We start from the raw sequence: 24566 nt of genomic DNA, 5'->3' as shown, positions 1-24566 counted from the left end.
CCAAACAAGGTCTGCCGGTATAAACCCGCACGCTGGAAACCCAGGATCCTTAGAAGAAGTTTTTGCTCGCGCGCCGCCTTGAATTGGGCGAGCTTCGCTTGATGCTCTTGGCTCAAGCGATGGCGCATGGTTTCAAGCGCATGGATGTTCTGAGTATTCCACTCGTAAAAGCGCCCTTGAAAGGCCATGCGTAGACGCTTGAGTCGTGAGAACCAACTGGAGTTGGTGCCGACCAGGTTGTCGTCGTGCTGGCGATATAGCAGTGTGGGGACGGGATCATAATGGACAGCCCCCCCAGTCCCGGAGATAAGCTGGTATGCCCACCAATCGTGAGAAGGGACAATCAGGTTATAACCCGCCTCTTGCAGAAGCTCACGCGCCGCCTGGTTAAACACCATGGTGTTACCACCACCAATATTTTGAACCAAGGCATTGGAGAAATGCGGGGCAAGACTGAACTTGGGCGAATACCCAAAGGACACGCCTGACTCACCAATCAGTTCGGTGCGACCACAATAAAGCGCGGGGGTGTGCCCGGGGATAGTCTTTAACCAGGCTAACGCTTTCTGGAGCTTATCCTCCTTCCAGATATCGTCCTGATCGGACCACGCATAAAAGTCTGCTTTTATATCTGCCCGACAGGTCAACGAGAGGAAGTTGGCAACAAAGCCTCGCTGAGGCCCCTCAAAGATCTGGAGACGCCCCGCCCCCCATTGAATGCTTGATGCCCGCAGAAGGTCCAAGGTGTCGTCTTGGGAGCCGTCGTCTGAGACATAGACCGTCCAGTTACGATGAGTTTGCCTATGGATTGACTCCAACTGCTCGGCCAGAAACGGTTCCCCGTTGTAGGTACACATCAGTATTGCGACTTTTGCAGTAGAGCAATCGCTCAATTCGGTACTGATGGAAGCAAGAGAATAGTCAGAGCCCAAAATACCCACAAATCCCTTTCCTGTTTACTCGAACCTATTAAGGACACTGCTAAATTTTATCGATAAGCTCACCGACAGCAGACCGAGAACTTTAACATCACATCGCCACGCCGCCTAGCCAGGCGGCCAGTTTTAGCCACTCCTGCAAGGCATGGAAAGCCAATAGCCGCTCATCGTCCTTCAGTGATGCAGCCATGCTGATAACACCAAAATACGAGATCCGACTCGTTTACCCACACTCGCCCTCCCCTTAGTCCTCGGCCAGGTTCATGGCCAAACGAGCGCGATATGCCACGCTGAGCAAGAAGGAGCACCTGTCAAAGGATCGAACGCACGCGCCACAACTCCGGGAACAGCACAGTATCGAGCATCTTGCGCAGATAGCCGACACCTTCGGTGCCGCCGGTACCCGGTTGGAAGCCGATGATCCGCTCAACCGTGGTGACATGGCGGAAGCGCCATTGACGGAACGAGTCTTCAAGGTCGATCAGTTTCTCCGCCAACTGGTACAGATCCCAATATTGCGAAGGGTCGGTGTAGACCACACGCCAAGCGGCTTCGACTGAAGCGTCATAAGCGGTCGGGCTGGCCGGGTCGCGCTCGAAGCGCTGCGGATCAATCGCCAACCCTGCGCTGACCATCAACCGAATCGCCTCGTCATACAGAGACGGCGTGGCAATCGCCTTTTCCAGCTCCGCCAACAGTTCCGGTCGGTGCGCATGCGGACGCAACAGCGTTGCACTTTTGTTGCCAAGGATGAATTCGATCTCGCGGTACTGGAACGACTGGAAGCCCGATGACTGGCCCAGAAACGGCCGGATCGCGTGGTACTCGGTAGGCGTCATGGTCGCCAGCACCGTCCAGGCATGCACCAGTTGATCGAAGATCCGCGAGACCCGCGCCAACATCTTGAACGCCGGCGGCAACTCGCCCAGCCTGACGTGTTCGCGAGCCGCCTTGAGCTCGTGCAGCATCAGCTTCATCCACAGCTCAGACGTCTGATGCTGGATGATGAACAGCATTTCGTTATGGTCCGGGGACAAGGGGTGCTGGGCACTGAGAATCTTCCCCAGATCCAGGTAATCGCCATAGCTCATGGAGTCGGAAAAGTTCAGCTCGGCGTTATGCCACTCTTCCGTCTGGTTTGAAGGTGACTGAGCTGAAGATGAATAGGGACATTGGCTCATTGAGCAGGCTCCTCAAGTGGCGGTTTGTTCAGTGGACGCAAAATGGCCCTGACCGGACTCGCGTCCAGGTTGGCAAACCGCAGCGGCAGCGCGATCAGTTCATAGTCGCCTTCCGGCACGTCATCGAGCACGATGCCTTCAAGGATCGCCATGCCATGTCGCGCCACAGCAGTATGCGAATCCATGGTCTTGGACTGCTGAGGGTCCAGTGACGGCGTATCGATACCGATCAGCCGCACACCAAGGCTCGACAGCAGGTCGACGGTTTCTTTGGCTACAGCGGTGAAATCCGGATCCCAGTTCGTCAGCGGCGCCTGTTGATAAGTGCGCAGCAAGACGCGCTCGGGCAGATCAGCAAGGCGCCCTTCCAGTTGCCCGGGCTGAACCAGCCGATCGCTGTCCAGGCAATGCAAGACGCGACACGGACCGATATAGACATCCATCGATACATCGCCAATAGCTGCGCCATCAGCGCTGTAATGCAGCGGCGCATCGACATGGGCACCGGTGTGGGGAGACAGGGTGATACGGCCGACATTCACCGGGCATTCGGGCCCGAAGGTCCAGACACGCTCTTCCTGAAACGGCGTATCACCCGGCCATGTCGGTGTTGCGGTACTCAAGGGCGGGCTGATGTCCCACCACGACAGTGTTTTTTTCATTGCATAGCTCTCGGCAACTCTCGCATGAATGATACGAGTGATGCCTGTGAAGATTCTTGCGAAAACCGTCGGGAGCGCCCAAATGTTTCGCACTTAATGCCAAGAACCTGAAGTTTAGCGGGTGAAAATTTCAAGGCGTGAAACAGGCACATGGGCGACGCTTGACTCTCCCCCAAGGGGCCGACTTTATCCTTATCGTTTTACTGCCCAGGGACGAAGTGATGAGCAAACGGATACTGGTGATTCTCGGCCATCCATCAAGCAACAGTTTCTGTGGCGCCCTCACCGACCGCTACGTGCAGGCGGCAAAAAACGCCGGGCATGAGGTCCGTGAGTTGCGCCTGGGAACCTTGAGTTTCGACCCGATATTGCGCGAGGGCTATCAACAGGTTCAGCCGCTGGAAGAGGATCTGCTGAAGGCCCAGGCGGATATCACCTGGGCCGAACACCTGACGTTTGTGTATCCGATCTGGTGGGGGGCCATTCCCGCGTTGCTCAAGGGCTTTTTCGACCGAACATTCCTTCCCGGTTTCGCCTTCAAGTACCGCCAAGGCAAAGCCTTCCCGGACAAACTCCTGCACGGGCGCACAGCCGACTTGCTGGTGACCATGGATACACCGCCCTGGTACTACCGCTGGATCTATCGCATGCCCGGACTGCATCAGATGCGCAAAACCATACTGGCGTTCTGTGGCATCACGCCACTCAACACCCTGACCTTCGGCCCGGTCCTGGGCTCGAGTGAGCATCAAAGGGAACTCTGGCTCATGCAAGCGCAGGCTATCGGTGCTGGCTGAGTCTCACGGATAATCGCGTGCATCAACAGGGACACTCACAAAAGGGATTTTTCATGTTCATCGGCAAAGCCGCGCAACTGTCGGGCACGACCGTCAAAAGCATTCGCCACTATGAGGAGATCGGCCTCTTGCCGCCCGCGCGACGCCAGGGCAAATACCGCCTCTATGACCAAGATAGCGTCGAGCGGCTGACCTTCATCAAATGCGCTCAGCAACTGGGGTTCAAGCTCAAGGAGTTGCAGGCGGTGCTTCAGGGCCAACTTGGGCAGGCACTGCCGTGGCATCTGGCGCATCAGGTGATCGTCGATAAAAAGCAGGAACTGACGGACAGAATCGCAGCGTTGACCCGCCAATACGTGCAATTGACTGAATTCGAAGCCAGCCTCAAGCAGGCTCAATCTGACTGTCCGCTTGAGCGGGTTTGATCGATAGCGCGTTTCTGGACAGCTAAGTGTCGAGCACAGACAACTGACACCGTACCGGGCGCTATAGGGTGCGACTTCAGTCCTGCCTAACGCTCGGAGTCAGCATGTCCAAACCCATTACCGTTCTTCGCGATACCCATCCACTGCCGGTGCTTGATGCCTGCAAATGGGAGAAACTCGAAGGTGACCCGCACACCGTCAACCTGAACGCCTACACCAGCGAAGACGGCAGCAAGATCATGGGCACCTGGATCTGCACACCGGGCAAGTGGTACGTGGAGTATGTGAAGTGGGAATACTGCCACTTCCAGGAAGGCTACTGCGTGATCACCCCGGACGGCATGGAACCGATCCATCTGCGCGCGGGTGATATTTTCGTCATTGAGCCGGGCATGAAAGGTACGTGGGAAGTGGTCGAGACCGTACGCAAGTACTTCGTTTTCGCCTGATTCAGCAATAAAAAACCGAGAGCCCACCCGACGTGGGCTCTCGGAAAGATATCTATTGGGTTGCGCCGCACTTGTGGCGAGGGGGCTTGCCCCCGTTGGTTCGCGAAGCGGACCCACCCAGCTGATGGGTGTTTCAGATACACCGCATGCTCAGGATTGACGACTGCTTCGCAGCCGAACGGGGCGTTGCGGCATTCCGACAAGCCCCATCACCACAATCCCGAAAAAACCCTTAGTGGGGTTTGCGATAGCTGTTGATGATTGCCGAGAAATCCTTGCCACCTTCGCCACGCTGACTCATCGCCTGATACAACTGCTGAGCCACCGCGCCGAGCATTACCGGTTGATGCGCCTGACGCGCAGCTTCAGTGGCCAGCCCCAGGTCCTTGAGCATCAGTTCGGCACCGAAACCGCCGGTATAACCCCGCGATGCCGGCGCTGTTTCAACGATGCCCGGCCACGGGTTGTACATCTCCGAACTCCAGCAACGACCGGTCGAACTGTTGATGATCCCCGCCAACACCTGAGTGTCGATACCCAAGGCATCGCCAAGGGCCATGGCTTCGCTGACGCCGACCATGGATATCGCCAACAACAGGTTGTTGCAGATCTTGGCGATTTGCCCGGTGCCGACCTCACCGCAATGCACAATGTTGCGGCCCATCTGCGCCAGTACCGGTTGCAGGTTGGCGAACAATTCCGGCGTGGCACCGACCATGAAGGTCAGCGTCCCGGCCGCAGCACCACCGGTACCACCGGAAACCGGTGCATCCGCCATAGCCACACCTTGCTTGGCCGCGGCTGCGGCGACATCGCGGGCGGTTTGCGGGTCGATGGTGCTGCAATCCACGGCGGGAACGCCCTTGGCGATCCCGGCCAGCACACCGTCTTCACCCAGCCAGACGCTGCGCACATGGACAGCGGCCGGCAGCATGGTTATCACCAGTTCTGCGTCTTGGGCTGCCTCACGCGCCGTGGCGCTGATAGTGCCGCCCAGTTGCGCCAACTCGGCGAGTACGGCTTTGTTCAGGTCGACCAGATTCAGCGAGTGGCCAGCCTTGATCAGGTTGCGCGCCATCGGCGCGCCCATGTTGCCGAGACCGATAAAAGCGATTTTCATGTCCGGCTCCTTAACGCAAATTGATGGTTGTGTTCACACCGTCATTGACGCTGTCATCGTCGAACCAGCGACTGGTGACGGTCTTGGTTTGAGTGTAGAACTGCACCACTTGCTTGCCATACGGACCGAGGTCGCCGAGCTTGGACCCCCGCGAACCGGTGAAGCTGAAGAATGGAACCGGCACCGGGATCGGGATGTTGATGCCGACTTGGCCGACGTCGATTTCGTTCTGGAATTTACGCGCCGCCGCGCCGCTCTGGGTGAACAGGCCGGTGCCGTTACCGAACGGGTTGGCGTTGACCAGGGCAATGGCCTGATCGAGGGTGTCGACTTCCAGCACCACCAGCACCGGGCCGAAGATTTCCTGGGTGTAGATCTGCATGTCGGTGGTCACGCCGGAGAACAGGGTCGGGCCGACAAAGTTGCCTTTTTCGTACCCCGGGACGCTGATGTCACGGCCATCCAGCTCCAGTTTGGCGCCTTCCTTGATGCCGCTTTCGATCAGTTCAAGAATCCGCGCCTTGGCCCGTTTCGAAATCACCGGGCCAACGTCAGTGCCCGGCTCGCTGCCGGCATTCACCTTGAGTTTTTGCGCCAGGGCCTTGAGGTCCGGCAACCACTGCTTGGCCGCGCCCACCAGCACCACCACCGAGGTGGCCATGCAGCGTTGACCGGCAGCGCCAAAACCGGCACCCACCAGCGCATTGAGGGCTTGCTCACGATTGGCATCGGGCAGCACCACCGCGTGGTTCTTGGCGCCCATCATCGATTGCACGCGTTTGCCATGTTTGCCGGCCAGGTCGTAGACGTGAGTACCGACCGCCGTCGAACCGACGAACGAAACAGCCTTGATGTCTTTGTGGGTGCAGAGCGCGTCCACCACATCCTTGCCGCCGTGAACCACGTTGAGCACGCCGGCTGGAATGCCAGCCTCGATGGCCAGTTCCACCAGCAGCATGGTCGACATTGGGTCTTGTTCGGACGGTTTGAGCACAAAGGTGTTGCCGCAGGCGATGGCCATCGGGAACATCCACAGCGGGATCATCGCCGGGAAGTTGAACGGCGTGATGCCGGCGCAGACGCCGATCGGTTGGCGCAGGGTGTAGGTATCAACGCCGCCAGCGACGTTTTCAGCGAATTCGCCCATCTGCAGGCTGCCGATGGAGCACGCGTGCTCGACCACTTCCAGGCCACGGAAAATATCGCCTTCAGCGTCGGCGATGGTTTTGCCCTGCTCGGCGCTGAGGACCACGGCGATGCGTTTGGAGTGCTCGCGAATCAACGCCTGAAGCTTGAGCATGATGCGCATCCGCGCGCCAATCGGTGTCAACTTCCAGGTCTGGAAGGCGCGATGAGCGGCGCTGATCGCCGCGTCGACTTCTGCAGGCGTAGCGAACGGTACTTTAGCCAGCACTTGCTGGGTCGCCGGATTGACGATGTCGTGCCACTCGGTGGTCTGGGACTCGACCCACTGGCCGTCGATCAATAGCTTGACCTTTTGCACAGTGGTTTCTGGCGTGAGCGATGCGTTCATGACGGTCTCCTGGACTTGTTGTTATGCAGGGAGCCAAGGCGAGAAAAGTCGCCTTGTGATGAGGCGTGTGTCGCGAATTGGTTGTCGGACTGTTTTTGGAGTATAGATGTGCAAACTTCTAATAAGAACGCACATAAAAGCCGGTCCAACATGCAAAAAAACATCACATCATTAGGCTCATTGAACTGGGACGACCTGAAGTTTTTCCTTGAGGTCGCCCGCACCCGCAAGGCCAGCAGTGCCGCCAAACGCCTGGCCGTGGATTACACCACCGTGTCACGGCGGATCAGTTCGCTGGAAGGTTCATTGGGGACATTGTTGTTCGAAAAATCACGGACCAATGGCTTTGTATTGACCGCCGAGGGCCAGCGTTTGCTGGGCTATGCCGAATCCATAGAAAGCACGCTGCACATGGCGTGCGAGCAGGTGTCCGGCTCGGGCGTGGCGTTATCCGGCCATGTGCGGATGGGCTGCACCGAGGGTTTTGGCAGCTTTTTCATCACCCCGCAGCTCAGCCACTTCGTCGATGCCTATCCGGCGATTTCGGTGGATATCCTGCCGCTGCCGCACTTCATCAGCTTGTCCAAGCGCGAGGCAGACATTGTCATCGCCCTGGAGCGCCCGGAACACGGCCCTTATGTCTGCTGCAAACTCTGTGACTACCGTTTGCAGCTGTACGCGACCCAGGATTACCTTGACCAACACCCGCCCATCCGCCGCCCGGCAGACTTGGGCAAGCATCAATTCACCAGTTATGTCGACGATCTGGCATTCAGCTCGGAGCTGCTGTACCTGGCCAATGTACTGCCCGGCGCCAGCGCCAACCTGCGCAGCACCAGCGTGATTGCGCAATTCGTGGCCGCGCAGCAAGGCCGCTCGCTGGCGATACTGCCGTGCTTCCTGGCGGCCCAGGATCCACGACTGCTGCCGGTGCTGCCGGAGGAAATCAACATCACCCGGCAGTTCTGGATGTACTGCCGGGAGGACTTGCGCAAGCTCAAGCGGATTACGCTGCTGTGGGATTACATCCGCGCCGTGACCGAGCAGAATCAGGCGCTGTTGATGGGGGAAACCCGCACGATGCACTTCGCCGACTAGCCGGCGCTCACCACGATTGATACCCGGCGATTCTCGGTGCGTCCGGCGACGGTGGTGTTGGATGCCACGGGCTCGCTGCAGCCAAGGCTGGTCAGCACCGCGCCGACACTCTTGGCGCGGCGAAGGGATAGCTGCTCGTTATAGGCCTCTTTACCCGACGTGTCGGTGTGACCATCGATCCGCACGCGTTCAATGCCGCCCCCTGCTGTTTAAGCACCACGATCTGCGCCGGAGTGAGGCCTTTTTGCGGTGCCGTAGGGCAGCCGTTCAATGTCAGCACGGTCATGAACAAGGCAAAGGTCAAGAATCGCAGGGAACGCTGGGTCAGTGAAACAAGGTTGTTAACTCCTGGTTTGGACGTTGGCGACAGGGTGCTCCGACCCTGCCGTGTATTGCCCGCCTCGATCGAGACGTTTGGCTTGATACATTGCCGCGTCGGCGGCATTGATCAGCGTACCGGGTGTGGCGCCATGATCAGGGTAAATGGCGATGCCAACGCTAAGTGAGGTCAACACCTGGGTATCGCCCGGCAACTGAACCGGCAGCTCCATGCTGGCGATGATCTTTTCGGCAATTCGTTCGGCGTCTTCGGTTTTGTGCAATGGCGTCAACAGCACAGCAAACTCATCGCCTCCCAGGCGGGCGACCAGATCCTCTTCACGCAATTGCGCCCGGACTCGGGTTGCCACGGCAACCAGCACAGCATCGCCAGCGGCGTGACCGAAGTTGTCATTGATATCCTTGAACCGATCGCTATCGAGAAACAGCACGGCAACCCGTTCATCGTGTTTGCTGGCGTTGCGCAATGCACGAATCAGCCGACCTTCGAAAAACGCCCGGTTCGGCAAACCGGTGAGGCTGTCATGGCTGGCTTGGTGGGCGAGCGTTTGGTTTTCGCTTTGCAGGTGGGTTTGCCAGGACTCCAGTTCATCGAGCAAGGCATTGAAGTCGTTGCCCAGGCTGTCGAGTTCGGCAATGCGTGCTGGCGGCACGCGACGATCGAAGGCTCGCTCCTGGCGCGCTGCGTGAGCGACCTTGGCCAGGCTGCGCAGTGGACCGGTAATCCCTCGTAGTTGGCGTCGTGCCAGATACAACGCGACCCAGGCGCTGACCGCCGTACACAAGACAATCCCGGCCAGACCGCTGAGTAAAAAGCGCATCAGACTGCCGCCATGCCCGGTCAGCAGGATGCTGCCGATTTCCTGACCTCGATGGAGGATTGGCAAATTGATCGGCTTTTCCAGAAGTGATCGGGCGATCTGCATTTCCAGCTCGGAAACCAGACCGGTTTCCGGTCGCTGCCAACGAGCGAGCAATTGGCCCTTTTCATCGAACACCTGAGCATCGGCCACTTCTTCAGTAGACGCGATCAGCGCCAGCGCTTCAGTCGCCGCCACGCTGTCGTTGAACACCACTGCGGCTTCCACGGTGTAACTGATCGAACGGGCAATCAAGTGCAGGTTGTGATCGGCATACACCCGCAAGGCCAGTACCCCAAGCAGAGTCAGGGACAGACTGGCCATGGCCACCCCAACCAACGCGACAATCAGGTGTCCACGGCCAATGACCGATTGCAACGTCGGGCGGTTACCGGACCTGAACAGGCTCATGGGGCCGCCGCTTTACGGCGAGAGAGTTGCAAGACGCTGGGGTGAATGCGCACACCGCTGCGGGCCACCGAGTCGAGGTTGACCTCAAACGAAACTTGATTGTCATTGACCCGCAGGCAAAACAGGCTGCCTACCGTGCATTGATCGCCCCCCTCGCTGATACTCAGCACCGGATGGCCTGCCAAGGAAGCGAAGAGCGTGCTGCGCTCTTCATTGGTCAGTTTGCCGATGTAGACCGCGTCACACTCACCGGCGATCGCCTGGTAATTGGCCAGCAGTCGCCGAACGACCACCGGGCGCCCCGTGGCTTGAGTGGTACCTTTGACCAAATCGTCGGTGTACTCGGTGGGACCGACCACGCATAACTGCAATTGCGCTGGCTCCACCGGCCAGCGAGCGTAGCTGAGGATTCCCAACACCACTTGAGTGACCGACAGGGCGCGCTGATCAGCCATGCTCACTGGCGCCTGCGGCTCGGCGAAAACAGCGAGGCTCAACAAGCAAAAAAGGCCGGCCAGCAGTAGCTGCTTCCAGACAGCAATGCGTTCTGTCGTCCAGACAGCCAGCTTCATGCGGGCACTCTCGTTGATCGTCGTGAATGATGCGCAACGATAGCATACCCGGTGAAATGCTCACGAAAACAGCGAGCATTGATAGGCGCCTATTTGTTTATAAAATCCTGAAGTAACAATTTGGGGTTTCCTATTTTTCTCTGTTACACCCCATGCCTACCATCGGCGCCAACGTGACCTGTAACCGCACTGCGGTCCTAATAACAATAAAAGCTGACAGCGACGTAAGTGAGAACGGATCCACCGAGATCCGACTCATGAAAACCTCTTGCTACTGCCATTACAGCTCGATTCGGTCATGCACCGGCGTCGAGCCTTGAGTAGTTGAAGGCGTCGTGGAGGTTCACCGATGAAACTGGAAATATTCCGTACCCTCTGGGGCTATAGCGCGAGCAAGGCCCAGGCACTCGATGAGTTGGTGAACGCCGGCTTCGATGGCATGGAAGCTCGCCTGCCGCTGGAAGCCCGCGAGCGAGCCGAGTTCGGCGCCTTTCTAAAGGCCAATGAACTGGCTTACATCAGCACCGTGTTTACCGCCTATGACGTGCTGCCGGAACAATCCGCGTCGCCCGCCGAACACCTTGTTGATCTGGATAAAAAACTCGCTTGGGCTGCCGAGCTCAATCCACGCTTCGTCAATGTGCTGGCCGGCAATGACCGCTGGCCGCTGGCGCAACAGGTGGAGTTCTTCGGCCAGGCCATGGCGCTTGCACGCAAGCACGGGCAATTCTGCAGCTTCGAAACCCACCGCTCACGTTCACTGTTCAACCCTTGGCTGACACTTGAACTGATCCGACAGCTACCCGACTTGCGGTTCACCAGCGATATCAGCCATTGGGTCGTGACGTGCGAGCGATTGTTGAATGATCCGGCGGATGACCTGAGTGCCTTCGTCGAGCGCGTGCACCATATCCAGGCCCGGGTCGGTTATGACCAAGGCCCGCAGGTTCCCCATCCCGCCGCCCCGGAATACGCCCGGGAACTGGCCTTCCATCAACAGCACTGGGAAGCCATCTGGCGCTCCCAGCAGGCTCGCGGCTATCAGGTCAGCACCCTGACGCCTGAGTTCGGTGCCGACGGCTATTTGCACCACTTGCCCTTCACCAATGTGCCGGTCGCCGACCTGTGGTCGCTGAATATCTGGATGGCCAACACAGAGCGCGAACACTTCGACCGCTTCAATCACTCAACCCTCGCGTGAGGTGCTTGCAACATGCCTGAGCAGATCAATAACACTACGCTCCAAGCGAACTTCAAGAGCATTCCGGTGGTGGATATCGCCGGTCTGTTCAGCATCGAACGGGAACATCGGCTGGTCGTTGCAGAACAGCTCGGGGTGGCCGCCAGTGACGTCGGCTTTCTCTATATCACCAGCCACGGCATCGATCCGCAGCTGATCACCAACTTGCGCCAGGCAGCCAAGGACTATTTCGATCAGCCCCTGGACACCAAGATGCAGCACTACATCGGCACCTCGAAGACTCACAAGGGCTTTGTCCCGGAAGGTGAAGAGGTTTACGCCAAGGGCAAACCGGATCATAAGGAAGCCTTCGACATCGGCTTCGAAGTTCCGGAAAACGACCCGCTGGTACTGGCTAACACGCCGCTGCTCGGGCCGAATGAATGGCCGTCGCTGCCAGGTTTCAAGGAAGCCGTACAGGCCTACTACGCCGCGATCTTCGCCCTCGGTCGACGGCTGTTCGGTGGCTTCGCCCTGGCATTGGGCCTGGAGGAAGACTATTTCGACAGCATGGTCACCCGGCCGCCATCGAAGCTGCGTCTGATCCACTACCCGTTCGACGGTACGGCTCAAGACGCACCCGGGATTGGTGCACACACCGACTACGAATGCTTCACCATTTTGCTGGCTGACAAACCCGGGCTGGAGGTGATGAACAATCTTGGCCAGTGGATCGATGCACCGCCTGTTCCAGGGGCGTTCGTGGTGAACATCGGCGACATGCTCGAAGTCATGACAGCGGGTGCATTCGTTGCAACGGCTCACCGTGTCCGCAGTGTCAGCGAAGAGCGCTACTCCTTCCCGCTGTTCTATGCCTGCGATTTCCATACCCAGATCAAACCCCTGCCAGGTTTCGCCAAGACCGGGCAAGAGTATGAGCAGATCGCCATTGGCGAACACATGTACGGCCAGGCGCTGCAGACTTACCAATACCTGCGCAGGCGGGTGGAAAACGGAGAAATCACGTTGCCGGAGAAGGCGCGTAAGCCTTCGAGCTTCGGGCACCTGAAAAATCAGACACAACCGTCCTGATCATTGCTGTCGGCCACTACTTTCTAATCGGAGTCACCGAAAATGCTTTACAAAAATAACCGTGCTGCCCGTTTGTCCCTGCTCGCCGCCAGCCTGTTCTGTGCAACTGCCAGCATGGCTTCCGCCGCCACACCGGGCCAGTTGAAAATCGGTATGGAAATCACCTACCCGCCGTTCGAATCCTATGACAGCCAGAAGAATATCGTCGGCTCCGATCCGGAACTGGCTCAAGCCCTGGCCAAGCAGATGCAAGCGAAGGCGGAGTTCGTCGATACCAAGTTCCCCAATCTGATTTCCGGCCTGAACTCCGGGCACTATGACGCGATCATCTCCGGCATGTACATCACGCCCGAGCGTCAGACTCAAGCCATGACCATTGGCTACGCCGTGACAGGCGCGGCAATCATGGCGCCGAAAGACAGCACGCTGAATGCACAAACCCCAGAGGACCTCTGCGGCCTGAAAGTCGGACTGGAACAAGGCACCACCTGGGTCGCTCAATTGAAGAAACTCTCGACCGACTATTGCGTGCCGAACAACAAGGGCGCCATCACTGTCAGCGAGTTCCCATCGGCACCGGAAGTGACCCAGGCCCTGCTGTCGAAAAACATTCAGGCCCAAATGGAAATCGCCGGCGCAGCGAAGATGATCGCCGAACACACCAACGGTCGTGTCGTCGTCACCTCCCAGCATCTGGTCTATCCGCAAACCCTCGGCATCTTCGTCAAGAAAGGCAACGAGGAGACCTATCAGGCGCTGCTCAAGGCGTTTGATGGCGCGAAAAAAAGCGGTGACTACACAGCTATCCTGAAGAAGTACAACCTGGAAGAAGCGTCCAACTAAGACGACGCCCCTTCGCGGGCCAGCACGCGCCTACAAAAGTACCGCTCCCTGTACGGGAGCGGCTTACCCGCGAAGCTTTCAATGCGGTTCGAGGTACTTATGCAATTCGATTGGTCGTACTTTTTCTCCCTGTTCGCAGACTCTGCCTTCTGGCAAGCCTGCGTCACCGTAATCGAACTCAGTGCCCTGGCCTGGTTCATCGGCATGCTGCTGGGCTTTCTGCTGGCCTCGGCCAAACTGTCGACTTCGGCCTGGCTCAGACTTCCGGCGACCGCTTATATCTGGTTCTTCCGCAGCATTCCGCTGCTGGTGCTGGTGGTCTTCGTCTACAACCTGCCGCAGTTATTCCCAATGACCGGCTCGATACTGTCCAACCCGTTCTACTCCGGTTTGTTCGCGCTGGTGATCACCGAAGCGGCGTATATGGCAGAGATCCATCGCGGTGGCCTGATTTCAGTCGCCAAGGGTCAAAAAGAGGCCGGGCGCGCGCTGGGTATCGGCTTCCTGGGCTTGCAGCGTTTGATCGTGATTCCTCAGGCTTTTCGCATTTCCCTGCCGACCTTGATCAACGAATACATCACGGTGGTGAAACTGACGTCACTGATCTCGGTGATCTCCCTGACCGAACTGCTGACCGTCGGCCAGCGCCTGTACGCGCAGAACTTCCTGGTCATGGAAACCCTCGGCGCGGTAGCGGTGTATTACGTGTTTATCGTGAGCGTGTTCGGCTGGTTTTTGCAGCGACTGGAGCACCATCTGGATCTGAACCAACGCAAGCCGCAAACCCTCGACGAAACCGCCGTGAGCCGACTCAAGGCCCAATCCCAACCGCTGACCAGCACTGCCGGCTTCCCAGTCAACCGCGGTGCGGTTCCGGTTCTACAACTGGAGAAGATCCACAAGCGCTATGGCAATCACGAAGTGCTCAAGGGCATTGACCTGGCAGTCGGCAGTGGCCAGGTGATTTCGATCATCGGCCCGTCAGGCTCAGGTAAAACGTCGTTGATTCGCACCATCAATGGACTGGAAAGTATTGATCAAGGCGAGATCATGCTATTTGGCGAAAGCTTCATCGGCTCCAACGACACCCCCAACAGCGCGAGGGTTCGTAGTGGCGTGCGGCATATCGGGATGGTTTTCCAGAACTTCAACCTGTTTCCCCATCGCTGCATTCTCGACAACATTACTCTGGCGCCGCGCTTCCACGGCCGCGCAAAACCCTTGAGTGAACAACGCGCCTATGCACTGCTGGACAAGGTCGGACTGCTGGCCCACGCGCACAAGTATCCGCATCAGCTTTCCGGCGGACAGCAACAACGGGTAGCGATTGCCCGGGCATTGGCCATGGAGCCGAAGATCATGTTGTTCGACGAACCGACTTCGGCCCTCGATCCGGAACTGGTCGGCGATGTATTGAACGTGATCCGCGATTTGGCCAAAGAAGGCATGACCATGCTGATCGTGACCCACGAGATGGACTTCGCGATGTCGATTTCCGATCGGGTGATTTTCATGGAAGGCGGGAATATTCAGCTCGATGCAAGCCCGTATGCCATACGCAACAAGCAGACAGGCGAACGTGTCCGGCGCTTCATGGGCCTGACCGCCCAGACCGAAATGGCGCTGGCAGCCGAGTAGACCTCGGAGCGGGCCAGGTTATGGTGGCGAAAGGTCAAATCCTCTCGCCACCGCACTGCACCCGCTCACCCCAATTCCAGCATCAACCCGCTCAAGCGCTTGACCTTGCGTCGTACGGCCTCTTCAAAAATCCCGGTACGTGGTTCGATCAGGCTGAACCAGTCCTTGGCGCGGGTGATTCCGGTGTAGATCAGCTCTTTGGTCAGCACCGGGTTCAGCGCATCGGGAAGGATCAACGCCGTGTGGGCGAACTCAGAGCCTTGGGATTTGTGCACGGTCATGGCGTAGACGGTTTCCACATCATTGAGCCGGCTGGGTAAAACAAACTTCACACCGCCCTGACCATCGTTACGCGCAAAAGCGACGCGCAGCACCTGACGTCCAACCTCCAGGCCATCGCGCTCAGGCAATTTCAGGGCAATACCGATGTCGCCATTCATCAGGCCCAGACCGTAATCGTTGCGCGTCATCAGTACCGGACGCCCTTCGTACCATTGCTGATCACTGTCGATCAGCCGCGCCTTGAGCAACGCACCGGTAATCCTCTGGTTCAGCCCCTCGACACCCCACGGTCCCTTACGCACGGCGCACAGCAGCTGGAAAGCGTCGAAGGCTTGCAAGACATTGCGCGCCCAGTCGACCCAGCAGGGATCGTCGGGAAGTGAGTCGCTGGACGGACGCTGGCTGCGCAAGAGGCTCAGGTAATGTCGATACCCCTGCGGACCTTCTCCCTGGCCTTCGAGCAATAGACGCTCAAGCGCCCTGTCCTGCTCTCCCTTGAGGGACAGCGAAAAAAGATCGGCATGACTGCGGGCGGCCAGCAGCTTGCGGGCCTCATCGGCCTGCTGCTGATTGACCCAGCGCGCCAGTTGACCAATGCCGCTGCCTTCGCCAAATCGCCGCGAGTGACGCAGCATCACGACCTGCTGGGCCAGCGGATGAGTGGCGTCGGTGTCTTCCTGCAAACCGCTGGAACCAAGATTTTCACCACTGACGGCCTCCAACCAGTCGCGGGTCTGCGGGCTGTACCAACCGGCCTCGGCGTCGCGGCACAGATCACCGAGTACGGCCCCGGCCTCCACCGACGCCAACTGATCCTTGTCACCGAGCAAGACCAGCCGGGCATGCGTCGGCAACGCATCAAGCAGATTGGCCATCATCTCCAGGTCGATCATCGAGGCTTCGTCGACCACCAGCACATCCAGCGGCAGACGATTGCCGGCGTGATGGCGGAAATGCCGGGTTCCCGGCCGGCTGCCGAGCAGACGGTGGACCGTGGTCACGTCAGAGGGGATTTTGTCCCTGACGCTCTCGGCAACTTGCAGTGTGCGAACTTGCTGGCTGATGGACTCTGTCAGCCGCGCGGCGGCCTTGCCCGTGGGGGCGGCAAGTCGAATCCGCAGTGGCTTGCCCGCCTCCACGGCTGGCGCCTGGAGTAGGGCCAGCAAACGCACAACCGTGGTGGTTTTGCCGGTTCCAGGCCCGCCCGTAACGATGCTGAATGCACCACGGGTGGCCAGGGCACAGGCGAGTTTCTGCCAATCGATCTGCGCGCTGGAACTGGCCTGGCCAAACAGGCCACTCAGGCGTTCGGACAGGTCATCAGGCGTTGGCTCATGGGCGATAAGTCGTTGGCGCAACGCACTGTCGATGCGCCGCTCGTACGTCCAGTAACGGCGTAAATACAGTCGCTTGCCGGACAACACCAATGGGCGCTGCATTGCTTCGTCGCCCCCATCGGCAGCCAGCGCCACAAGACTGCTGGATGCCAGGACCTTGCACCAGTGAGCGCCCTCCAATGCTTCAAGCAATTGCGATGGCAACAACAGGGTACCGGTCTGCAGATCGCCTTCCGGCGGCAGGGATAGTGCGAAGTCCGGCTCCTTCAGCGTCTCGAACAGATCGAGGCACACATGTCCGTGTCCCAGTTGATGGCTGGTCAAGGCCGCCGCCAGCAACACCAGTGGATCACCATCAGGCGCCAGTTCATGGAGGAAGGCGACAAAGGCTTTGTCCAGCGCCCGAAGCCAGCCACGCTCGACCCAGCGTCCGAGCAACAGCAACAGGTCATCGGCACGGCTCAGCGGTGTCAGTTGCGCAAGGCTCTCGGCCGTCAACGGCGTGGGTAACAAGTCGGCAAAGGAACGGCTCATAGCAATACACCCTGCTCCCAGGCCGGTTCAGGCTTGGGTTCTGGTTTTCCCTGGAACAGCCGGTCCAGACGTTCGATCAATTCTCGTGGCGGGCGGGTGAAATACACGCCTTGGCTGGGGCCTCGAGTGCCCCGCAGGAACAGGTACAAGGCGCCGCCCACGTGCCGGTCATAGTCGTAATCGGCAAGTCGCGCCTTGAGCTGGCGATGCAGCGCCAATAGATACAACACGTATTGCAGGTCGTAGCGATGATCGAGCATCGACTTTTCCATTGCCTGCTCGGTATAGGCCGAATCGTCAGCACCGAGCCAGTTGGACTTGTAATCCGCAACGTAGTAACGCCCCGCGTGCTCGAATGTCAGGTCGATAAAGCCCTTGAACATGCCATTAAGCAGTACGGGCTCGGCAACGACACGAGAAGCGCCTTCATGGGTGTATTGACGCACCAGTTCGTCGAGCTTCAACACATCGACTTTATGGCTGGCAAACCAGAATTCCATTTCGACCCGGTACTCGGTCAGTTGCTCTAACACCACGGGTGGTTGCTCGGCACCAATGCGTAACGGCGCTTGCAACAAGTGCTGCAGCCAGTCGCTCAGGGTATTGATCCAACCCTCCCAACCACGGCGGTTGCAGCGGCGTGCAATGGCATTTTCGATGGATTTCGGGTCTGCGGCGAAACCTTCGTCGCCGGCCCACTCCAATAAACCATGGAGAAAAGTCCCGGGATTCGGCCCGCGTGGGAAGCGATGGATATCACCACCGCTGGCGAGCACTTCGCGTGGCGCCTCGGGATCAAGTCGCTCGTCGTCGAAAAGCTTTTGCGCTTGCGGGCTTTCCGGCGCCTCGTCACTGCCGACACTGAGGCTATCGCCAATGCGCAACGCACTGTAGGAGGCGATCCACCAGTTCTCGGCCGCCTTGCGCTTCGGTATCAGCGGTGCGAGCAACGTTGCCTCATTGCGTGGCGGGAGAAAACGTTCGGTTGTGACTTCAGGCATCTCGCCATAGCTCAATGCGCTGCAGCTTTGCTGCAAGTCTTCCAGCCAACGCTTCAGCGCCGTCGATTCCGCCAGCTTCTCGCCGCCACCCAGCAGATAGCCCAATGCCGACAGATGTAGCACCGAACTGTTGTTATTGCCGCGCTTGAGGTCGGTCACCCCCAGCCAGCAAGCATGCTGGGCACGGGTCAAGGCCACATAGAGCAGACGCAAGTCTTCAGCCAGGCGCTCATCGTCCGCCAGGGCAATCAGCTCGGAAGTTGGGCTCAACGTTATCTGGGCTTGCCCGCTCGCATCGTGGTAGTGCAACGGCAAGCGACTGCCATCCACCGGTTTTGCCGAACAAATGAACGGCAGAAAAACCAGCGGATACTCAAGGCCTTTGGACTTGTGGATGGTCACTACCTTGACCAGTTGCTCATCGCTTTCCAGACGCAGAATCTGCTCCTCACCGGCCTGCCCGGACAACGCCAGATGCTCGGACAAATGACGAATCAGGGCTTGCTCGCCATCGAGCTCGGCGGCGGCTTGTTGCAACAGCTCCGAGAGGTGCAGCAAGTTGGTCAGTATCCGCTCGCCATCGCTTCGAGCAATCAAGGCCTGAGGCAGTTCGAAATCGTGTAGCAACCGGCGCAACATTGGCAGAATGCCCTGACTGCGCCAGATCACCCGGTACTCGCGAAACTGCATGACGCGCTTCTCCCAGGCCAGCTCATCCTGGTTCAAGCGCGCAAGCTCTATCAGTGACAGGTTCAGCGTGATGCTGGCCAGCGCTGCACGCAGCGGTCGCTCGACATCCGGCTCGGCGCAGGCCTTTAGCCAACTCAACAGATCGTGAGCCTCCTGGGCCGCGAACACCGAGTCCTTGTCCGATAGATAAACACTGCGCACCCCCCGCGCGGACAATTCGTTGCGTACCGCCTGGGCCTCTTTACCATCGCGTACCAGAATCGCGATATCTGCCGGGAGCAACCCCTGTAGATCCTCTGCCCCCCGGACAAAACCCGCACGCCGCTGCTGACCGCCATTGAGCAAAGCTGTGATTTCACTGGCGCAAGCCGCAGCCAGTTGCTGTCGGTACACAACACCGGACAACGGTTGCTCGCTGGACAGCTGCCAGATATTCAACGCGGGTACGGCCTGACCGTTGATCTGCAATGACTCTTTGCGGCCTTGAGATTCAACCGGCAGAAATGGAACCGGGTTTTCGCCGCTGTTCTCACGAAACAGAAACGCACCACGCCCCTGCTCGCGGGCTTCGGCACGCTGGAACACGTGGTTCACCGCATCGACCATCCCGTGACTGGAACGGAAGTTGGTGCCCAGGGTATGCAAGCGACCACTCGTTGCCTGACGCGCGCGCAAGTAGGTGTAGATATCGGCGCCACGGAAGGCATAGATCGCTTGCTTAGGGTCGCCAATCAGAAACAGCCCGCATTCAGGGTTATTGTCTTCGATACGATAGATACTTTCGAAGATCCGGTACTGTACCGGGTCGGTGTCCTGGAATTCGTCGATCAACGCGACCGGAAACTGCTCGCGGATCAATGTCGCCAGACGCTCCCCCCCTTCGGCTCGCAATGCGGCATCGAGCCTGAGCAACATGTCGTCGAAACCCATTTCAGCACGCCGACGCTTCTCTTCTTCAAAGCGCGCCCCCACCCACTGCGCAGCATGTTTCAGGACCGCAGCGTCCGGGGTCGGTAATGCATCGAGACTGGTTTTCAGGCCGGGCATGGCATCCAGGCCTGGGTGACTCGGTGCCTGACCTTTCCAGGCCTCAGCCATACCATCGGGTGTCAGACGATTGAAGCCGGTGCCGATATCCAGTTGTTCAAGGCTGTCATCCTCGGCCCATGCACTGATTTTCTCGAACCAGGGCTCGAAGTAACGTGCTTGCATCTTGCGTCCGTCGACAGACTTGCTGGCAACGCCTTGCAGACAGATCTCACGCAACTCCTGCGCCCATTGTCGCCAAGGCGCCTTGAGCTCCAGCAACGCATCACGTCGAGCTTGCAAGCACTCGGCGATCAACTCGGCCGGCGCCTTCCCCTCGTCAGTGTCACGCTCACTGGCGAACAATCCGCGTACCCGTGGCAGCAAGGCGGCCGGGCCGCCCCAATGGCTGCGAACCCAGTTCAGCGCATCACCTTGCATGGGGTAGCAAAACAACCGCCAGTAATCGCGCAGGACTTCACCAAGCAGATCGCTGTGATCAACTTCAAGGGTTTGGGTGAACAGACTGCCACTGTCGAACGCATGCTCGCGCAGCATCCGTTGGCACCAACTGTGAATCGTCGAAACGGCCGCCTCATCCATCCACTGTGCCGCGATGTCCAAACGGTTCGCACAGCCAGACCACTGTTCGGGACTGAACTGCCCACGTAATTCGGCAATCAGGCTGTCAGGTGCTGGTGTTTCTTCGCGGAAAAACCGCGCGGCCTCGGTAAGACGTGTACGGATCCGTTCACGCAGCTCTTTGGTCGCGGCATCAGTAAAGGTCACCACAAGGATTTGCGGTGGCAGGAGTTCACGCCCAAAACCGGCAGACTCGTCACCGTGGCCAAGCACCAGGCGCAGATAGAGAGCGGAAATAGTGAACGTCTTGCCTGTGCCGGCACTGGCTTCGATCAGTTGACTACCGCGAAGCGGGAAGGCTAATGCCAGAGAAACTTTCGCCGTCATGAGTGCGACTCCTCACTGGTCAATGAGCGCCAAGGGGCTTCGAGCAGCGGACGGTAGAGCGTGTCACACCAATCGACAAAGGTTTCGTCGGCAATCAAGGCGTTGTAATCGGCAAACTGGCGAGCCAGTGCAGGACTTTCGCGGCGCTCACCATCGGTGGTTTGACCGTCGCCCTCATAGGCCTTGCGAGCGGCAGCCTCGGCTTTGACCGGATCAGTCTGTCCCAGCCAGGCGAAAGCCGTTTTTACCGCTATGGGCAATGGCTGGCGCATACCTGATTGCCAGGCCTGTAACAGATTGCCCAGGGTTTTCATCGCGGTGTCTTGCTCGATAGGGGCGAGCAGCAAGGTATCGTCACTGGCCACCAACCCCGTGGTCATCGACAAGCCGCTCGCACAGGCCACCAGGTGGTTAACCCAAGGGCGGATCAACCGATGCCATTTGCGAGTCTTGATCGAACCAATGCTGTTGGGAATCGTAGTGACAGCCAGCAACCCGCCATCGCTGCGTTGATGAAGACCGCTGAGCCAACCCTCCAGGCTCACTCCCTGCATTTGGAGCGTCACCGGCAAAGCACTGTTTTGCGATGTTGGCCACAACGCCAGCAACTGTTGATAACGTTGCAGCAGATCCGGTAGCGGCTCGATCAACTCACGTTGCAAGCACTCGCCGAAACCAGCCATCGGCAGCAAGCCGCTGTCCTGCAACCTTTTGGCCTGCGCATGCAGAGCTTGATCAGGTTGGTCGGGGCTGGCCAGCGCAGCTTCAAGCAAGCTGTCGCTCAGACTGTAGCGTTGCAGCGCATCGAGCACGAAGGGCTCTTCATCCGCCAAGGGCGCTTCAGCCGCTTCGAAAAACACCTTGAGACGCTGACTGAAAAAATGCCGCACAGGGTTGCGCAGGAAATCCTGTAGTTGACCAAGACTCAGCGGCTCTTCCTGAACATAGGCATCAAGCACTTCCAAGGCTGGAGCGCGGTCATGCTGCTCATGCAACAGCTGCCATTCTCGGGCATAGCTGAACAAATGATCGCCTTCATGGAAGTAGCGGGCACTGAAGGGTTGTAACGGATGCTCCTGGGTCATCGCCTCAAGGAGTTCTTTAGTGCCTTCAGTATTTTTCCAGCCGTTAGCCAGATGGTCACGCAGTTGACCGATCAATACCGATGCGGGGCGCTCGCTATTGTCGCGAATACTGCGCCCGACCCAGCTGATATAAAGCTGGTCCCGCGCCGAGAGCAAGGCTTCGAGCAAAAGATAGCGATCATCCTCTCGCCGAGACCGATCGCCGGGACGGTAATCGCTGCCCATCAGATCGAAGTCCAGTGGCGGCTGCGCACGCGGATAGTCACCGTCGTTCATACCCAGCAGGCAAACGAGTTTGAACGGGATCGCACGCATCGGCATCAGCGTACAAAAATTCACTGCGCCGGCCAGGAAGCGTTGAGACAAACGCCCCTGATCAAGACCAGCCAACCAAGCCTCGCGGACCACCGTCAGTGGCAATTCGTCCTGCAAACCAACCGATTCGCAAGTCTCCAGCCAGGTTTCGCGGAGCAACTCGAGTTGGGCCAGCAGATAGTTGTCATGCTCATTGCTGGCCAGAAAAAATAGCTGCATCAACGCTTGCAGACGCACGCCCCATTGCTCTGGCGATGCCGGTTGTGTGAGCTCTTTGTGAGCAATCTGCAACGCATCGAGTAAAGCTGTCAATGGGCCGATCAGTGCCGCATCCAGCCCACCGATCTCATCATAAGGTTCAATGCCATCGCAGGATTGACCACTGCCAACGGCATACCCCAGAAGCATGCGACGCAAGCCAAAACGCCAACTGTTTTGCTCAAGTTCATCAGGTAAACCAAGACCGGCGCGCTGTTCGGCGTTCATACCCCAGCGAACGCCAGCCCCTTCGATCCAGCGATGCAAGGTCGGCAGGTCGCGCTCCTCTACTCCGAATCGAGCGCGCAATGCCGGAACATCCAACAAATCCAGAATCTCACTGACCGGGAAACGGCTGTCAGGCAGCTTGAGCAAATGCTCGACCGCGATCAGCAACGGGTCGCGACCACGCTGGCCCTGGTCGGTCAGCGTAAACGGGATAAAGCGCCGATCCTCCCGCTCAAGCTGACCGAACACGGCGCGGATGTGTGGAGCGTAACTGTCGATGTCCGGAACCATCACGATCACATCGCGTGGGCGCAACTGTGGGTCAGCGCTAAAGCGCGCGAGCAACTGATCGTGGAGTATCTCCACTTCACGCTGTGCGCTATGGGCAATGTGAAAACGGATCGACTCGTCCTGCTTCAGATCGACCGCAGGCCAGAGCAGGCGGGTTTCATTCAGTGGACGCAACTCGAGGATGTCATCCTGCAATTGATTGAGCATGCTCAACGGCTGGCTTTCGCTAAAAAGATCGATACGTCCATCGCGAAAAGCTGATCGATAGCTGTTGGGATCGTCATAACTGTCGAGCAGGTTGATGTAGTCGCGCCCTTGCTTGCCCCAGGCGGCCAGCAGCGGGTGAGCATGTTGATGCAGGGTTTGCGGGTCAAGTACGACCGGCATGCCGGTCTTACGCGCCTGTCGCTTGTACTGATGCCTTAAAAGGTCTTTATCGGCGACGATGTCTGCCCAGTGGTGACGACATGGGTTGTGCACACAAAGCAGAACCTGGCTGAAGCGAGCCAATCCTGCGAGTGCTTCCAGGGCTTGTGCGGGTAGCGAAGAAATGCCAAAAACGATCACCCGTGAAGGTAACCCCTTAGGTGCAGTGTCCAGCCCAGTGATTGTCTCGATGAAGCGTTGGTGAACGCCTGCGCGGCTTTGCGCCATGCCTTGCTCACCGACGTCCAGCAACAGCGCACGCCACAACTCAGCCTGCCAGCAATTGGCCGGAGTGAGCGGTTTGCTCTCACCTCTACCGTTACGCAGTTGATGACGACCCGCTGCCCAATCTTCCAGCCAGTCCGCTCGGTACACTTGATATTGGTCAAACAGATCCGCAAGCCGCTCAGCGAGCTGATAGCGTTTACGCAGGTCGGTATCGTGAGTCAGAAAGCGTTGCAGCGGTTCGAAGTGCGGTTTATCGATCAGCTCTGGCAACAAACGCATCAATCGCCAGGTCAGCGGAGCCTTGTCCAGCAACGACTTCACTGGAATTTCATCACGTCCGAGCACTGATCGATAAAGTTGCCACATAAAGCTCCCGGGTAACTGCACATCAATGGCCGCAGCGATGCCACAGCCGCCCATGTCGTCATCTTCAGGGTCTTCAGCCAATGCCAGCTTCAGCCATTGGGCAATACCGTTGCTCTGCACCAGAGCGATTTCATTTTCCAGAGGGGCAAGCGGATAACGCCGCATCCAGCTGACCACCAGGCTACGCAGCTCGTCCAGGCGGTTGCCGTGAACCACCATAAAACCAGCACTGAGGAACGAGGCGTCCGCCATAAGGGCTTCCTTGGAGAAATACAAAAGCTAGGGCCGAACCTTAGCATTGTCAGGTGACTGTGACAGCCGGGAGCTGTCCGATGTTGTCGTACGAACTTTCTTGCAGGCAAAACAAAACCCCTACCTGCATACGCAGATA

18 protein-coding genes and 1 pseudogene are annotated in these 24566 nt (G+C 58.4%); 8 read left to right on the top strand and 11 right to left on the bottom strand.

Annotated elements, in window-relative coordinates; all coding sequences use genetic code 11:
• From HK44_RS26720 to kynB, 3 genes are all read right to left on the bottom strand, one after another.
• Positions 1-941 (bottom strand): glycosyltransferase (locus HK44_RS26720; protein ID WP_020723533.1); only part of this gene is annotated, 941 nt, incomplete at its 3' end.
• A 308-nt stretch (positions 942-1249) separates the two neighbouring features.
• Positions 1250-2119 carry a tryptophan 2,3-dioxygenase gene (gene kynA / locus HK44_RS26715; protein ID WP_019691706.1) on the bottom strand — a complete coding sequence of 290 codons (870 nt, stop codon included), beginning with the start codon at positions 2117-2119 and terminating at the stop codon, positions 1250-1252.
• Positions 2116-2781, bottom strand: a complete 666-nt coding sequence (gene kynB / locus HK44_RS26710) for an arylformamidase (RefSeq protein WP_019691705.1) — start codon at positions 2779-2781, stop codon at positions 2116-2118. The genes kynA and kynB overlap by 4 nt, the downstream gene beginning before the upstream one ends.
• Positions 2782-3002: 221 nt before the next feature.
• Between kynB and HK44_RS26705 the strand changes: the two genes are divergently transcribed.
• The 3 genes from HK44_RS26705 to HK44_RS26695 all read left to right on the top strand — a co-directional run bounded on the left by HK44_RS26705 (position 3003) and on the right by HK44_RS26695 (position 4452).
• Positions 3003-3578: an NAD(P)H-dependent oxidoreductase gene (locus tag HK44_RS26705; RefSeq protein WP_019691704.1), complete on the top strand. Its 576-nt coding sequence runs from the start codon at positions 3003-3005 to the stop codon at positions 3576-3578.
• A gap of 53 nt (positions 3579-3631) precedes the next feature.
• Positions 3632-4003, top strand: a complete 372-nt coding sequence (locus tag HK44_RS26700) for a MerR family transcriptional regulator (protein ID WP_019691703.1) — start codon at positions 3632-3634, stop codon at positions 4001-4003.
• 104 nt (positions 4004-4107) lie between these two features.
• Positions 4108-4452 (top strand): cupin domain-containing protein, encoded by a 345-nt coding sequence (locus HK44_RS26695; RefSeq protein WP_019691702.1) that lies wholly within the window; start codon positions 4108-4110, stop codon positions 4450-4452.
• Positions 4453-4684: 232 nt separating this feature from the next.
• On the opposite strand, the gene mmsB is transcribed toward HK44_RS26695, so the two are convergent.
• Together mmsB and HK44_RS26685 are read right to left on the bottom strand one after the other, a co-directional pair.
• Complete coding sequence (mmsB, locus tag HK44_RS26690) at positions 4685-5572, bottom strand: 3-hydroxyisobutyrate dehydrogenase (protein WP_019691701.1); 888 nt, start codon at positions 5570-5572, stop codon at positions 4685-4687.
• Between the two features lie 10 nt (positions 5573-5582).
• The gene (locus tag HK44_RS26685; RefSeq protein WP_019691700.1) at positions 5583-7106 is read right to left on the bottom strand and encodes a CoA-acylating methylmalonate-semialdehyde dehydrogenase; all 1524 of its coding nucleotides are present in this window, start codon (positions 7104-7106) and stop codon (positions 5583-5585) included.
• 150 nt (positions 7107-7256) lie between these two features.
• On the opposite strand from HK44_RS26685, the gene HK44_RS26680 reads away from it, so the two are divergent.
• On the top strand, positions 7257-8204 hold the full coding sequence (locus HK44_RS26680) for a LysR family transcriptional regulator (protein ID WP_019691699.1): 948 nt from the start codon (positions 7257-7259) through the stop codon (positions 8202-8204).
• Here the strand turns inward: HK44_RS26680 and HK44_RS26675 are convergent.
• The 3 genes and pseudogenes from HK44_RS26675 to HK44_RS26665 form a co-directional block, all read right to left on the bottom strand.
• Positions 8201-8490 (bottom strand): annotated as a pseudogene (locus tag HK44_RS26675) (OmpA family protein). The gene HK44_RS26680 and the pseudogene HK44_RS26675 sit on opposite strands and share 4 nt — an antisense overlap.
• A 55-nt stretch (positions 8491-8545) precedes the next feature.
• Positions 8546-9814 (bottom strand): diguanylate cyclase domain-containing protein, encoded by a 1269-nt coding sequence (locus HK44_RS26670; protein ID WP_019691697.1) that lies wholly within the window; start codon positions 9812-9814, stop codon positions 8546-8548.
• Positions 9811-10386 (bottom strand): YfiR family protein, encoded by a 576-nt coding sequence (locus tag HK44_RS26665; protein WP_019691696.1) that lies wholly within the window; start codon positions 10384-10386, stop codon positions 9811-9813. Before HK44_RS26665 ends, HK44_RS26670 begins: the two co-directional genes overlap by 4 nt.
• 349 nt (positions 10387-10735) lie before the next feature.
• Here HK44_RS26665 and HK44_RS26660 point away from each other — a divergent pair, with 349 nt between their 5' ends.
• From HK44_RS26660 to HK44_RS26645, 4 genes are all read left to right on the top strand, one after another.
• On the top strand, positions 10736-11587 hold the full coding sequence (locus HK44_RS26660; RefSeq protein ID WP_019691695.1) for a sugar phosphate isomerase/epimerase family protein: 852 nt from the start codon (positions 10736-10738) through the stop codon (positions 11585-11587).
• A gap of 12 nt (positions 11588-11599) precedes the next feature.
• Positions 11600-12658: an isopenicillin N synthase family dioxygenase gene (locus HK44_RS26655; RefSeq protein WP_019691694.1), complete on the top strand. Its 1059-nt coding sequence runs from the start codon at positions 11600-11602 to the stop codon at positions 12656-12658.
• Between the two features lie 42 nt (positions 12659-12700).
• Positions 12701-13501 (top strand): ABC transporter substrate-binding protein, encoded by an 801-nt coding sequence (locus tag HK44_RS26650; RefSeq protein WP_019691693.1) that lies wholly within the window; start codon positions 12701-12703, stop codon positions 13499-13501.
• Positions 13502-13600: 99 nt separating this feature from the next.
• Complete coding sequence (locus HK44_RS26645) at positions 13601-15139, top strand: amino acid ABC transporter permease/ATP-binding protein (RefSeq protein WP_024265192.1); 1539 nt, start codon at positions 13601-13603, stop codon at positions 15137-15139.
• Positions 15140-15204: 65 nt separating this feature from the next.
• Here HK44_RS26645 and recD read toward each other — a convergent pair whose 3' ends face one another.
• The 3 genes from recD to recC are packed head-to-tail and all read right to left on the bottom strand — an operon-like array spanning position 15205 to position 24427.
• Positions 15205-17292, bottom strand: a complete 2088-nt coding sequence (recD, locus tag HK44_RS26640) for an exodeoxyribonuclease V subunit alpha (protein ID WP_019691692.1) — start codon at positions 17290-17292, stop codon at positions 15205-15207.
• Positions 17289-20978, bottom strand: a complete 3690-nt coding sequence (gene recB / locus HK44_RS26635) for an exodeoxyribonuclease V subunit beta (RefSeq protein ID WP_019691691.1) — start codon at positions 20976-20978, stop codon at positions 17289-17291. Before recB ends, recD begins: the two co-directional genes overlap by 4 nt.
• Positions 20975-24427: an exodeoxyribonuclease V subunit gamma gene (gene recC / locus HK44_RS26630; protein WP_019691690.1), complete on the bottom strand. Its 3453-nt coding sequence runs from the start codon at positions 24425-24427 to the stop codon at positions 20975-20977. The genes recB and recC overlap by 4 nt, the downstream gene beginning before the upstream one ends.
• Positions 24428-24566: the final 139 nt, after the last annotated feature.

Source organism: Pseudomonas fluorescens HK44 (assembly GCF_000217955.3).
GTDB lineage: Bacteria > Pseudomonadota > Gammaproteobacteria > Pseudomonadales > Pseudomonadaceae > Aquipseudomonas > Aquipseudomonas fluorescens_AQ.
Note: the sequence above shows the minus strand (reverse complement) of the source record. Positions and strands in the feature narration are given on the sequence as shown.

Bases quoted from the DNA above. Each gene is read 5' to 3' on its own strand.
- kynA (WP_019691706.1), bottom strand. From the start codon at position 2,119: ATGAGCCAATGTCCCTATTCATCTTCAGCTCAGTCACCTTCAAACCAG.
- kynB (WP_019691705.1), bottom strand. From the start codon at position 2,781: ATGAAAAAAACACTGTCGTGGTGGGACATCAGCCCGCCCTTGAGTACC.
- HK44_RS26705 (WP_019691704.1), top strand. From the start codon at position 3,003: ATGAGCAAACGGATACTGGTGATTCTCGGCCATCCATCAAGCAACAGT.
- HK44_RS26700 (WP_019691703.1), top strand. From the start codon at position 3,632: ATGTTCATCGGCAAAGCCGCGCAACTGTCGGGCACGACCGTCAAAAGC.
- HK44_RS26695 (WP_019691702.1), top strand. From the start codon at position 4,108: ATGTCCAAACCCATTACCGTTCTTCGCGATACCCATCCACTGCCGGTG.
- mmsB (WP_019691701.1), bottom strand. From the start codon at position 5,572: ATGAAAATCGCTTTTATCGGTCTCGGCAACATGGGCGCGCCGATGGCG.
- HK44_RS26685 (WP_019691700.1), bottom strand. From the start codon at position 7,106: ATGAACGCATCGCTCACGCCAGAAACCACTGTGCAAAAGGTCAAGCTA.
- HK44_RS26680 (WP_019691699.1), top strand. From the start codon at position 7,257: ATGCAAAAAAACATCACATCATTAGGCTCATTGAACTGGGACGACCTG.
- HK44_RS26670 (WP_019691697.1), bottom strand. From the start codon at position 9,814: ATGAGCCTGTTCAGGTCCGGTAACCGCCCGACGTTGCAATCGGTCATT.
- HK44_RS26665 (WP_019691696.1), bottom strand. From the start codon at position 10,386: ATGAAGCTGGCTGTCTGGACGACAGAACGCATTGCTGTCTGGAAGCAG.
- HK44_RS26660 (WP_019691695.1), top strand. From the start codon at position 10,736: ATGAAACTGGAAATATTCCGTACCCTCTGGGGCTATAGCGCGAGCAAG.
- HK44_RS26655 (WP_019691694.1), top strand. From the start codon at position 11,600: ATGCCTGAGCAGATCAATAACACTACGCTCCAAGCGAACTTCAAGAGC.
- HK44_RS26650 (WP_019691693.1), top strand. From the start codon at position 12,701: ATGCTTTACAAAAATAACCGTGCTGCCCGTTTGTCCCTGCTCGCCGCC.
- HK44_RS26645 (WP_024265192.1), top strand. From the start codon at position 13,601: ATGCAATTCGATTGGTCGTACTTTTTCTCCCTGTTCGCAGACTCTGCC.
- recD (WP_019691692.1), bottom strand. From the start codon at position 17,292: ATGAGCCGTTCCTTTGCCGACTTGTTACCCACGCCGTTGACGGCCGAG.
- recB (WP_019691691.1), bottom strand. From the start codon at position 20,978: ATGACGGCGAAAGTTTCTCTGGCATTAGCCTTCCCGCTTCGCGGTAGT.
- recC (WP_019691690.1), bottom strand. From the start codon at position 24,427: ATGGCGGACGCCTCGTTCCTCAGTGCTGGTTTTATGGTGGTTCACGGC.